Below are 11736 nucleotides of genomic sequence, written 5' to 3'. Positions count from 1 at the left end.
CACATCGTCGCCCCATCGGGCAAGCCGGGAATGGGTGGCAACCGCGACGGCTCAGCCGGCGCCGACCTGGAGGTCAAGGTTCCCGACGGCACCGTCGTCCTCGACGAGAACGGGCGGCTGCTGGCCGATCTGGTCGGGGCTGGGACGCGATTCGAAGCCGCGGCCGGCGGTCGCGGCGGCCTCGGCAACGCCGCGCTGGCCTCGCGGGCGCGCAAGGCGCCAGGCGTTGGGCTGCTGGGCGAAAAGGGACAAGCCCGCGACCTGACGCTGGAGCTGAAGACCGTCGCCGATGTCGGTTTGATCGGCTTCCCTTCGGCGGGCAAATCCTCACTCGTGTCGGCGATTTCAGCGGCCAAACCCAAGATCGCCGACTACCCGTTCACCACCTTGGTGCCCAACCTCGGGGTGGTCTCGGCGGGGGATACCACCTTCACCGTCGCCGACGTGCCCGGCCTGATCCCCGGCGCGTCACAGGGCCGCGGCTTGGGCTTGGACTTCCTGCGGCACATCGAGCGGTGCGCGGTGCTGGTACACGTCGTCGACTGCGCCACCATCGAGCCGGGCCGCGACCCGGTCTCCGACATCGACGCGCTGGAAGCCGAGCTGGCCGCGTATACGCCCACCTTGCGCGGGGATGCGGCGCTCAGCGACCTCGGCGAGCGGCCGCGAGCGGTGGTGCTCAACAAGATCGACGTGCCCGAAGCGCGCGAGCTGGCCGAGTTCGTCCGCGACGACATCGCCGAGCGCGGCTGGCCGGTGTTCGCCGTGTCGACTGCAAGCCGGCAAGGCTTGCAGCCGTTGATCTTTGCGCTGGCGGACATGGTCGCGGCGTATCACGCTGCGCAGCCGAAGCCCGCGCTGCGCCGCCCGGTGATCCGGCCGGTACCGGTCGACGACAGCGGCTTCACGGTCGAACCGGACGGCCACGGCGGATTCGTGGTGCACGGGGCACGGCCGGAACGCTGGATCGACCAGACCGATTTCGACAACGACGAAGCGGTCGGTTACCTCGGGGACCGCTTGGCGCGCCTTGGTGTCGAGGAAGAGCTACTGCGGCTGGGAGCCCGTCCGGGCTGTGCGGTCACCATCGGCGACGTGACCTTCGACTGGGAGCCGCAAACGCCGGCCGGTGTGCCCGTGACAATGTCCGGCCGGGGCACCGACCCGCGCCTAGAGCACACCGAGCGCGTCAGCGCCGCCGAACGTAAGGCGGCCCGCCGCCGGCGCCGGGAACGCGGTGAGGAGTCATGACCAGCCCGCACCGGGAAGCCATCCGCGTCGCGCGGCGTGTCGTGGTCAAAGTCGGCACCACCGCGCTGACCACCGCGTCCGGCATGTTCGACGCCGGCAGCCTGGCCGGGCTCGCCGACGCGATCGAGGCTCGGATGAAGGCAGGCTCCGACGTCGTCATCGTATCGTCCGGGGCCATCGCCGCCGGCATCGAGCCGCTCGGATTGAACAGGCGGCCAGCCGATCTGGCGACGAAACAGGCGGCGGCCAGCGTCGGCCAGGTCGCGCTGGTGAACGCGTGGAGCGCGGCGTTCGCCCGCTACGGCCGCACTGTGGGACAGGTGCTGCTGACCTCACATGACATTTCCATGCGAGTCTCACACACCAACGCCCAGCGCACGCTGGACCGGCTGCGCGCATTACACGCGGTGCCGATCGTCAACGAGAACGACACCGTGGCCACCAACGAGATTCGGTTCGGGGACAACGACAGGCTTTCGGCGCTGGTGGCGCATCTCGTTGGCGCCGATGCCCTGGTGCTGCTGTCGGATATCGACGGCCTCTACGATGCCGATCCACGCAAGGCAGCCGAGGCGCGCTTCATTCCGGAGGTGTCTAGCCCCGCCGATCTCGAGGGCGTGGTCGCCGGGCGCGGTGGGCATTTGGGCACCGGAGGGATGGCGTCGAAGGTGTCGTCGGCGCTGCCGGCTGCCGACGCCGGGGTGCCGGTGCTGCTGGCCGCTGCGGCCGAGGCCGCCACTGCCCTGACGGATGCATCGGTGGGCACGGTGTTCGCCGCCCGGCCCGACCGGATGTCGGCGCGCCGGTTCTGGGTGCGTTACGCCGCGGAAGCCGCGGGCTCGTTGACTATCGACGAGGGGGCGGTGCGCGCGGTGCTGCGGCACCGCCGGTCACTGCTGCCGGCCGGGATCACCGCGCTGTCCGGCCGGTTCCACGGAGGTGATGTCGTCGAACTGCGCGGGCCCGACGCCGCTGTGGTGGCCCGCGGTGTCGTCGCCTACGACGCGGCGGAATTGGCCACCATGATGGGCCGGTCGACGTCGGAACTGCCCGCCGAACTACGGCGGCCCGCTGTGCACGCCGACGATCTCGTCGCCGTTTAGCGCGGTTGTTTCAGCGAATTTTCCCGCGCTGAACGGGTATTGCTATCTGGTATGCCGACACGAATCGTGATAACCGGCGCGAGCGGGAACATCGGCACCGCCTTACTCAAACGGTTGGCTGCCGCCGGGGGCGAATACGCCCTGCACGCCGTGGTGCGACGCCGGCCGCCGCCCGTAGGGGTCTACCGCACGGCGCGTTGGCATCAACTCGACCTGGCGGACCGGCACGCAGTCACTCGCCTGCAGCGCGTTTTCACCGGCGCGCAATGCGTGATCCATCTGGCGTGGGGATTTCAGCCGACCCGCAATACCGGGTACCTCGACGCGGTCGGCATCCACGGCAGTTCAGCAGTGCTGGCCGCGGCGCGAGCCGCCAGGGTCGCCCAGCTGGTGCACATGTCCTCGGTGGGAACTTATGCCGCGGGACGCTACGGCCAGCGCGTCGACGAATCATGGTCTACCGCCGGCATCGCCAGCTCGCCCTACAGCCGAGCCAAAGCCGCAGTGGAAGCCATGCTCGACGACTACGAGCACGGCTCCGGCGACGACGTGGTGATCACCCGCATGCGGCCGGGATTCGTCGTCCAGCGCGACGCCGCCGAAGGGTTGCGCCGCTACACGATTCCCGCGTACGTCGACCCGGCGTGGCTGCGGCTGCTGCCGGTGCTGCCCATGGACCGCTCGCTGACGATTCCCGTCATCCACGCCGACGACGTCGCCGACGCCATCGTCAAAGCCGTCGAGCGCCGCGCCGCCGGGCCGTTCAACCTCAGCGGCGAACCGCCGGTGCGCCGTGACGACATCGCACGGGCTATGGGCGCCAAGCCAATCCACGTCCCGTCGACGGTGCTGCGGATGGTTACGCAGGCCAGTTGGATGGCGCGGTTGCAGCCGATTGACCCCGGATGGCTGGATCTGGTCTATGCGGTCCCGCTGTTGGACACCGAGCGCGCCCGCAGGCTGCTCGACTGGTCGCCGCAGCACGACGCCCTGCAGGCCGTCGCCGAGGTGATCGACGGATTCATCCACCACAGCGCAACCCCGAGTCCGGTGCTGAGCACCCGCTCGTTTGTCAACAGCATTCGCCGTGACCTGTCCAACGGGCCGATCACCACGCGCAGGCTGCCCTGAGAGGTGCACAGCCTAGTTCGTCGGCCAGCAACGCCAATATCTCCGAGCAGCCGCCGTGGACCTTGACCGTGGCCAGGTCGTCGCCGCGGGTGCGGCCGCGGTTGACGATCGCGACGGGAATGCCCAGCGCCGCGGCATGGCGCACGAACCGGTAACCGGAAAACACGGTCAGCGACGACCCGGCGACCAGCAATGCGTCGGTGTCCTCAAGCAGCGAATGTGCTTGGGCAACACGGTCTTTGGGCACATTCTCGCCGAAGTAGACAATGTCGGGTTTGAGCATGCCGCCGCAGGACGGGCAGTCCACGTAGCGGAACGAGGCGGTGTCGGTGACGAGTGCATCGGCGTCGGGAGCGACGGCGAGCCCGCCGACGGCCTCGGCTTGCTCGATGAAGCCGGGATTCAGCGCCTCCAGCTGTTCGGCCAGCGCGGCGCGGCTCATTGTGTAGTCGCAATTCAGGCACACCACCTGCGCGTAGCTGCCATGCAGATTGACCACCGTTTGGCTGCCGGCCTTGGTGTGCAGCAGGTCGACGTTCTGGGTGATGATCCCGGTCATCACGCCTGAGTGCTCGAGGTCGGCCAGCGCCCGATGCCCCGCGTTGGGCCGCGTGTCGTCCATGTGCCGCCACCCGACGTGGTTGCGCGCCCAGCAGCGCTGCCGAAACGCCGGATCAGACGTGAACTGGCGGATCGTCATCGGATTGCTCGGCGGAGAATCTGGCCCCCGGTAGTCCGGAATACCCGAATCGGTGGAGATCCCTGCGCCGGTCAGCGCCACCACACGGCGCCCGCTCAGCAGTCTGACCAGCTCAGGCGCGGCAACGTCGGCGATCTGCACCTGACCGAGCGTAGCCGCCGTGGAGCTCAATCCAGGCAGTGCGGCGCCTTCGTCAGCTCGGCATCCATATTGCGTTGCATCATCTTCAGCGCCGACGCGCCCAGTTCGGGGTCGATGTGCGCGACGGCGTCCGTCGGCACCACCACCGGAATGTGGCGCACGTAGGCGTCGAGCGCGCTGTAGAGGATGCACTGCTCGGTGACCTGCCCGGTCAAGATCAACCGTTTGGTGCCGAGCCGCCTGAGCAGATACGCCACCGGTGTGGAATAGAACACGCTGTGGCGGACCTTGGTCACCATTCGGCAGCCCTCGGGCGGAACGATCGGCTCTATCAGATCTGGGCGTTCGCCCTCGAGCGCCGAGCGGACGATGTCGGAGAACTCGGCGGTGAAATCGCCGTAGTTGTCGTTGACATACACCAGGTCGACGTCATCACGGGTACGCGCGCGGCGCACCACATCGGCCAGCGGCTCGATGATCTCCGCGACATTGGGTATCAAGACGTCGGCGTCGGGATGCTGATAGCTATTCAGCATGTCGACCACCAGCACAGCGGTGTCGCTCATGATCTGTTCATACCCGCCTGCCCGGTATTGACACCGGCCGGGCAAGAATGTGAGGGCAATGGACTTCTACTCCGCCTACAGTCACGGGTTTGTGCGGGTCGCCGCATGCACACACCACACCACGATCGGCGATCCCGCGGCCAACGCCGAGTCGGTTTTGCGGATGGCCCGCCAATGCCACGACGACGCTGTGGCGCTGGCAGTGTTTCCCGAGCTGACGCTGTCCGGCTACTCGATCGAGGACATCTTGCTGCAGGACGCGCTGCTCGACGCCGTCGAAGATGCGCTGCTCGACATCGTCGCGGCATCCACCGATCTGCTGCCGGTGCTGGTGGTCGGCGCGCCGCTGCGCTACCGGCACCGCATCTACAACACCGCGGTCGTCATCCACCGTGGCGTCGTGCTGGGGGTGGCGCCCAAGTCCTACCTGCCGACCTACCGCGAGTTCTACGAACGCCGCCAACTCGCGGCCGGCGACGACGAACACGGCACCATTCGCATCGGCGACACCGAGGCCGCGTTCGGGCCGGATCTGCTGTTCGCCGCCGTGGACCTACCGGCCTTCCTGGTGCACGTCGAAATCTGCGAGGACATGTTCGTGCCGGTTCCGCCCAGCGCCGAGGCGGCGCTGGGCGGGGCGACGGTGTTGGCCAACCTGTCCGGCAGCCCGATCACCATCGGCCGGGCCGAAGATCGCTGCCTGCTGGCGCGCTCGGCGTCAGCCCGGTGCCTGGCCGCCTACGTCTACGCCGCCGCGGGCGAGGGCGAATCGACGACCGATCTTGCGTGGGACGGCCAAACCATGATCTGGGAGAACGGCGTGCTGCTCGCCCAGTCCGAGCGCTTTCCCAAAGGGGAACGCCGTTCGGTCGCCGACGTGGACACCGAGCTGCTTCGGGCGGAACGGCTGCGGATGGGCACCTTCGACGACAACCGGCGCCATCACCGTGTGTTGGCCGAGTCGTTCCGGCGCATCGAGTTTCGGCTCGACCCGCCGCTCGGCGACATCGGCCTGCGGCGCGAGCTTGAGCGGTTCCCGTTCGTGCCGTCCGACCCCTCGAGGTTGGAGCAGGACTGTTACGAGGCCTACAACATCCAGGTCGCCGGCCTTGAGCAGCGGCTGCGTGCGCTGAACTACCCGAAGATCGTCATCGGGATTTCCGGCGGGCTGGATTCCACGCATGCGCTGATCGTCGCGGCGCGCGCGATGGATCGCGAAAAGCGGCCCCGCCACGACATTCTGGCGTTCACGCTGCCCGGATTCGCGACGGGGGAGAGAACGAAGGGCAACGCGGTCAGGCTCGCGCGGGCACTGGGCGTTACCTTCGAAGAAATCGACATCCGCGACACCGCGCAGCTGATGCTGTCCACCATCGATCACCCGTTTGCCCGCGGCGAGAAGGTCTACGACGTCACCTTTGAGAATGTTCAGGCGGGCTTGCGCACCGATTACCTGTTCCGGCTGGCCAACCAGCGGGGCGGCATCGTGCTTGGCACCGGTGACCTGTCCGAGCTGGCGCTGGGCTGGTCGACATACGGTGTCGGAGACCAGATGTCGCACTACAACATCAACGGCGGCATCCCCAAAACCCTGGTCCAGCACCTGATCCGCTGGGTGATCTCCTCCGGCCAGTTCGACCAGGAGGTGTGTGCCACGCTGCAGTCGGTGCTCGACACCGAGATCACCCCTGAACTGGTGCCCAGCGGCGAAGAGGAGGAGATCCAGAGCAGCGAGGCAAAGGTCGGACCCTATGTGCTGCAAGACTTTTCGCTATTCCAGGTGTTGCGCTTCGGGTTCCGCCCCTCCAAGATCGCGTTTCTGGCCTACCATGCCTGGAGCGACTCGAACCGCGGCAACTGGCCGCCCGGCTTCCCGGAGGACAAGCGGCCATCGTACTCGCTGCACGAGATCCGGCACTGGCTAAAGGTTTTCGTGCAGAGGTTCTACTCGTTTAGCCAGTTCAAGCGATCCGCCCTGCCGAACGGCCCCAAGGTATCTCATGGTGGGGCATTGTCTCCGCGCGGCGACTGGCGCGCACCGTCGGACATGTCGGCGCGGACCTGGCTCGACGAGATCGAGCGCGAGATACCCGAGGAGTAGTGCACCGTAGCTGTATCAGGGCTCGATCGAATCGAAGTGACCGGCTCCTGGAACGGCTGCCGCAGCTGATGGCTCAGATTTGAGCGTGGTTGCCGGCGATCCGGGGACAGGCCCGGCGTTCCTCGGTGAACCCGGAAGGAAACTACTTTGTACTCGTCATATCACGGTGCCGGAGAATCTATTTCGACGCGCAGCAGTGCGGCTTTGCGCATAATCCCGTCGGGCGGCGCCGTGGTTCCGCCGTCGCTAGTCACGTAGGCCACCCGGCCGTGCTCGCCGGGCCCGCGGCCCCAGGCAGCGCTGGAAGGCCCGACGAGACCTCGTCGAATGGATCGCCGGCGATATGGCGGACCTCGCTGCCGTGGCGGGGCTCGAGCGGGACGCGGTCGATGGTGTTGGCGCGGTGGCGGGTGACATAGGCGAAGCCAGCGTTTTCGTCGATGCAGAAGTCGTCGGCATTGTCGATGGCGGCGACGAACTCGGCGGTGCCGGCGGGCTCGAGAGTCGCATGGTCGACAGGGACGCGCATGAAGACTTGCTGGGCGGTCGACGTGTACCAGACGTAGCCGCTCTGGGGGCCGTAGCGCACGCCGTTGACGCCCGGTTGTGGCGGCGGCGGGATACCGCTGTCGGGGTCCATCGCCATCGTGTCGTGGGCCAGCCAAATACGGGCGATGGCACCTCGGGCATTGTCTGCGAGGTCAACTCGCCAAACGAACCCGCCGAAGCAGTCGGCGACGAGCATCACCTTGGGCCCGATCAGGCAGCTGCCGTTGAGGCCGCGGACACGGTCATCGAAGGTGTAAACGATCTCCGGCGATACCGGCTCGCCTGGAGTCCAGCCGGTGAAATCAACGCGTGCCAGGTGAGATTCGTGGCTGGTGTAGGCGTCGCTGAGATTGACGATGAATACGTCAGGCTCGACTTCGGCGATGCCGGAGACCATGTGCTCAAAGGTGTGTACCAGCACCGGGTCAACCTCGGCGCGAGGCTTAGGTCGGGGAACGTACCAGAGCTCTTTTTGTAGCACCGCGGTGACGAGGACCGAGCCATAGGCGCGTACGGCGAGGTTCTCCAAAAAATACTCTTCGGGGAAATATGCCGCTGGAGTCAAAGTGACTGTGGGAATGGGGGAAGCGGCATGGTCAGGCCTTACTCGTTGGGTGAGCGACGGCGAGGGGCGGGAATCTTCTCGTGCTTGGTTGCCTGGTAACGGTTTCATTGGTGCTCATTGGTCAAGGCCGACCGCGTTGGCGGGGACGTCGAACGCTGCAAGTGTCATGGATACAGCGGTGAACCACCCGATCAGGACGGTGACGTCGACGATGCCGGCATCGCCCAGCAGTTCTCTGGCGCGGCGGAACATTCCCATCGGCACCACCCGCGCGGCTATCAACGCAGAGGTGAGCTCGTAGGCGACCTGCTGGCGGGGATCATCGAAGGACGTTGGGAGACCCGCGATTAGCGCCTCAACCGTGTCGGGCGCGAGGCCGCCCTTCTCGACACCGATGGTCTCGTGTTCGGAGTTGGCGTAGGCGACGCGCCATTTGCCGTTGATGAGGTTGGTGACGATCTCGATCTCGGCCTTGATCAGTGTCGACTCGCGCTGGTAGTACGCCCCGGTGGGGACGATCGTCTTCGACAGTTTCGGGTTGGCCAGCCAGATCTTGTGCGGGCCGGGAACCAGGCCGCGCAGTTCCCGGGTGAACTCGTAGGCAGCTCTCATGTCGTGGGACATTGCCTCGACCGGGGTTTCCGTGAATCGACCGAACGTACCGAAGTCTGATGAAGTGGTCATGGTATGTGTCCTCTCTGGGCCCCTCGGTGTCTATCGCCCGGGTCAGCTGGCAGTTGGGCTGAGCGCGACCGCGAAGATTTCCGAGAACGATCATTCGCGTTTTATAGTCCTGCTTGGCCGCGACGCTGTCAAGAGTGAACGTTCATGTTTTTTGATACTGTGGATGGATGCCGAAGGTCTCACCGCAGTACCGCGATGAGCGGCGCGCCCACATTCTGGCCGCCGCCAGGCGATGCTTTGTGCGTAACGGGTTCCATCAGACGTCAATGCAGGACCTGGTGCACGAGGCAGGCATGTCGTCCGGCGCGGTGTATCGCTACTTCGACAGCAAGGACGCGCTAATCGTCGCGATCGCGGAGGAGAACCTCGACCAGGTCGTCACGACGGTGCGGGAATCGATTCGGCAGGGTGCGGCTGTTGGAGCGGCGCTCGCGTCGGCGCTGGAGTACGTCGGCGCACGCCACGCCGAGGAGGGGTTTGGCGCGATCGCCTTGCTGGTGTGGTCCGAAGCTCTGCGCAATCCCGCGCTGGCCACCCGGTTGCGGGAATCGTTCGAAGCGGCGACCGACGCGCTCGTTGAGGTCGGCCGCGTGGGTTGGGGCACCGACACAGAGGTCGCCCCCGAAGCCTTGGCAAACGCCCTGCTGTGTGTGCTGCCGGGCTATCTGCTGCAGCTGACGATCCGGGGAGCCGACGCAGTGAGCACCATTCCCGAGGCTCTACGCGCGCTCACTCCGCCCAATGGAGCGGATCAGCAGTGCGCGTCGACGAGGCAAGTGACTCAGCGATGACACACGGAAAACGGTCCGCTGGGCCGCCTGATCGTCCTACGGGGCTTCACCGACGACGCCGAGCTCGCAGAGGCGCGGCTGCGAGCTCGCAGCAGCACTTGCCCATTCGGCGCTGGTGACCATCTCACCGACCTGAGCATGCAGAGCTTCGCCCCATTTCCGTTGGTGCCGCCGGTGCGTACCGGGCAGTTCGGACCCGTCTACGAAATTGGTGACTACCACCTGCGACCGGGCGGCTTACCGGCGACAATCGATGGTTGGCGTCAGGCACTGCCGGCCCGGCACCGCATCGATTCGCTCACCGTCGTGATGTACGCATTAGACGGGCCCGACCGCATCGTCCACATCTGGCCGTTCCACAGCCGCGACGAACGTGTCGCCATCCGAAGAGACCTCTACGCAAAGGAACTGTGGCCGCCCCCAGGCGGACCGGAACAGATCCTCGAAGCCCCGTCAATCATCGGCTGGCCCACGCCGTTCTCCCCGCTTACCTGAGCCGACCACAGGCCTGCCGAAGACTTTTGCCAGCCCGTCGGCACGAACACGCCGCCGCGGGGAAGTCGTAGGCAGGTTCCTCGGGCGACATCTGTGCGACCGGTGTTTCCGCAAAACGGCCAAACGTTTCCACAGCAGATGCCTTGGGGGCCAACGCTTTCGTCAGTAGGTACCGTCACAGCGGTTAGCCGCACCGGCAGCATGGGTAGCTCGACAAGGTCAGTGATTCGATCCAGCGCGTCGAAAGATCACCCCGCCGCCAGGCGGCGCCAACTTCGTTTCGACCACAGCATGTTTGCTCCGCTCTACCCTTAGGAGAAGCCGCCGTGGAGATTCGTAGCTGGGGGAGTAGTTCAATGGGCAGATTCTCAAACGGTGTGGTGGTCGCCATAGCGTGCCAAGCACCGGCTGCGTGCACAGCGGTCGCCGCCCTGGCGGTGTCTCCATTAACTGGCTCGGCGGTCGCGGAACCGGCAGCCACTCAGGTGATCACGGCGGTGGCTGTCGGCCCGAATGGCGAACCGATCAACGGCTATCACGAGGCGTCGTCGCCGGGCAATGTCACCGCCGTCACCGACTGCACGACGCCGTCGCCGTCGGCTGTCAGCGACAACATCTACTCCTGCTCACCGAGCGCCGCGGATGCCGGTACCTGTTGGCCGTCGACTGCGGGATCGCTGTTGTGCGTCGACGATCCGTGGGATCAACGCCTGCACCGGGTGACCTATGCCGGTCAACTACCCCCGGTACAGCCTGCTGCGGTGCAGGACCCGTTCGCGCTGGTTCTCGACGACGGCACCCGCTGCCAGCTTCGCAACGGCGGCGCATGGGGTGGGCGGGATGACGGCTACGTCGGCGTGTACGGCTGCGGCGGCACCAGCTCGAACCTGGCGGTGCTGTGGCTGCCAAGTCAGGGTCCGGGCACCTGCCTGGATCGCTCATCGCCGACGTGGACGGTCAACGTCGGGCAACTCGGTGCACCCAACGAACACTTTCCCCCGCCGCAGACCCGCGCGGTCGCTACCGTGTGGTTCGCCGGCAATGCCACGCCCGCGTGAGCTCTAAGCATTGTGGCCGCTACAGGCGACCATCCACCCGCAGCTCGGGATGCACCCAGTTCGGGGATCGCCTTTCGACGAAAGCCCGGAATCCCTCGACTGCTTCGGCGCTTTCGATGCTGGCCTCCATCCCGATCCGGTCGTAGAGCCCCAAATAATTGTCCAAGCTGGCCTTGACGATGCGTCGTGCCCCGGGTGCGGTACGGCAACACTGGGCCAGCACGTCGCGCGCCGTGTCCATCAGCTGCTGGTGCGGCACCACCCGCGCCACCATGCCCCACTCGACGGCTTCGGCCGCGGTCAGCGTCCGCCCGGTGAGCATGAGATCGCGGGTGCGGACCGGCCCGACGGTGCGCGCCAGCATCTGGCTGTAATAGGTGTCGGCGATACCGCGGTACAACTCCGGAACACGGAAGGTCGCACGGTCACTGACCACCGCTACATCGCTGCACATCGCGATCTGCAACCCGCCGCCCTGGCACAGGCCGTTGACAGCGGAGACGACGGGTTTGGCCGACTTTCGCAGTGTGTCGAACGGCGTCACATCCATCGACAGCGCCGAGCCGAACGGCATCCAGTTGTCCTCACCGCTGTCTGGCGG

The 11736-nt window shown here is 66.4% G+C and carries 12 protein-coding genes; 7 read left to right on the top strand and 5 right to left on the bottom strand.

The features are described from left to right. The 3 genes from obgE to ACFE99_RS16220 all read left to right on the top strand — a co-directional run. A partial coding sequence (gene obgE / locus ACFE99_RS16230; protein WP_375487040.1) for a GTPase ObgE occupies window positions 1-1251 on the top strand: 1251 nt, incomplete at its 5' end. Further along, on the top strand, window positions 1248-2354 hold the full coding sequence (gene proB, locus ACFE99_RS16225) for a glutamate 5-kinase (protein WP_375487038.1): 1107 nt from the start codon (window positions 1248-1250) through the stop codon (window positions 2352-2354). The genes obgE and proB, both read left to right, overlap by 4 nt. A gap of 51 nt (window positions 2355-2405) precedes the next feature. Next, window positions 2406-3485 (top strand): NAD-dependent epimerase/dehydratase family protein, encoded by a 1080-nt coding sequence (locus ACFE99_RS16220; RefSeq protein WP_375487036.1) that lies wholly within the window; start codon window positions 2406-2408, stop codon window positions 3483-3485. On the opposite strand, the gene ACFE99_RS16215 is transcribed toward ACFE99_RS16220, so the two are convergent. Then, window positions 3463-4326, bottom strand: a complete 864-nt coding sequence (locus ACFE99_RS16215) for an NAD-dependent protein deacetylase (protein WP_375487034.1) — start codon at window positions 4324-4326, stop codon at window positions 3463-3465. The genes ACFE99_RS16220 and ACFE99_RS16215 overlap by 23 nt on opposite strands. 26 nt (window positions 4327-4352) lie before the next feature. After that, complete coding sequence (locus ACFE99_RS16210; protein WP_375487032.1) at window positions 4353-4892, bottom strand: cysteine hydrolase family protein; 540 nt, start codon at window positions 4890-4892, stop codon at window positions 4353-4355. A gap of 58 nt (window positions 4893-4950) precedes the next feature. Here ACFE99_RS16210 and ACFE99_RS16205 point away from each other — a divergent pair, with 58 nt between their 5' ends. Beyond that, a complete protein-coding gene (locus tag ACFE99_RS16205) occupies window positions 4951-6993 on the top strand; it encodes an NAD(+) synthase (protein ID WP_375487030.1) in 2043 nt (680 codons plus the stop codon). Between the two features lie 250 nt (window positions 6994-7243). Here the strand turns inward: ACFE99_RS16205 and ACFE99_RS16200 are convergent, their stop codons facing one another. Continuing rightward, entirely contained in the window at window positions 7244-8215 is a 972-nt protein-coding gene (locus ACFE99_RS16200; RefSeq protein ID WP_375487028.1) for a hypothetical protein, read from the bottom strand. 6 nt (window positions 8216-8221) lie between these two features. Next, window positions 8222-8791, bottom strand: coding sequence for a carboxymuconolactone decarboxylase (locus ACFE99_RS16195; protein ID WP_375487026.1), 570 nt, complete (start codon window positions 8789-8791; stop codon window positions 8222-8224). A 167-nt stretch (window positions 8792-8958) separates the two neighbouring features. Between ACFE99_RS16195 and ACFE99_RS16190 the strand changes: the two genes are divergently transcribed. From ACFE99_RS16190 to ACFE99_RS16180, 3 genes are all read left to right on the top strand, one after another. Further along, entirely contained in the window at window positions 8959-9582 is a 624-nt protein-coding gene (locus ACFE99_RS16190; protein ID WP_375487024.1) for a TetR/AcrR family transcriptional regulator, read from the top strand. Window positions 9583-9720: 138 nt separating this feature from the next. Beyond that, window positions 9721-10077 carry an NIPSNAP family protein gene (locus ACFE99_RS16185; protein WP_375487022.1) on the top strand — a complete coding sequence of 119 codons (357 nt, stop codon included), beginning with the start codon at window positions 9721-9723 and terminating at the stop codon, window positions 10075-10077. A gap of 497 nt (window positions 10078-10574) precedes the next feature. Beyond that, window positions 10575-11135 (top strand): hypothetical protein, encoded by a 561-nt coding sequence (locus tag ACFE99_RS16180; protein WP_375487020.1) that lies wholly within the window; start codon window positions 10575-10577, stop codon window positions 11133-11135. Window positions 11136-11154: 19 nt separating this feature from the next. Here ACFE99_RS16180 and ACFE99_RS16175 read toward each other — a convergent pair. Further along, window positions 11155-11736, bottom strand: a 582-nt coding sequence (locus tag ACFE99_RS16175) for an enoyl-CoA hydratase/isomerase family protein (protein WP_375487018.1), incomplete at its 5' end; no start/stop codon positions are given.

The sequence above is a fragment of the uncultured Mycobacterium sp. genome, from assembly GCF_964249325.1.
GTDB lineage: Bacteria > Actinomycetota > Actinomycetes > Mycobacteriales > Mycobacteriaceae > Mycobacterium.
This window is presented reverse-complemented; position numbering and strand designations above follow the sequence as displayed.

Excerpts from the sequence above, each read along its gene's own strand:
- ACFE99_RS16190 (WP_375487024.1), top strand. The coding sequence starts at position 8,959 with ATGCCGAAGGTCTCACCGCAGTACCGCGATGAGCGGCGCGCCCACATT.
- ACFE99_RS16200 (WP_375487028.1), bottom strand. The coding sequence starts at position 8,215 with ATGAAACCGTTACCAGGCAACCAAGCACGAGAAGATTCCCGCCCCTCG.
- ACFE99_RS16185 (WP_375487022.1), top strand. The coding sequence starts at position 9,721 with ATGCAGAGCTTCGCCCCATTTCCGTTGGTGCCGCCGGTGCGTACCGGG.
- ACFE99_RS16195 (WP_375487026.1), bottom strand. The coding sequence starts at position 8,791 with ATGACCACTTCATCAGACTTCGGTACGTTCGGTCGATTCACGGAAACC.
- proB (WP_375487038.1), top strand. The coding sequence starts at position 1,248 with ATGACCAGCCCGCACCGGGAAGCCATCCGCGTCGCGCGGCGTGTCGTG.
- ACFE99_RS16220 (WP_375487036.1), top strand. The coding sequence starts at position 2,406 with ATGCCGACACGAATCGTGATAACCGGCGCGAGCGGGAACATCGGCACC.
- ACFE99_RS16205 (WP_375487030.1), top strand. The coding sequence starts at position 4,951 with ATGGACTTCTACTCCGCCTACAGTCACGGGTTTGTGCGGGTCGCCGCA.
- ACFE99_RS16210 (WP_375487032.1), bottom strand. The coding sequence starts at position 4,892 with ATGAGCGACACCGCTGTGCTGGTGGTCGACATGCTGAATAGCTATCAG.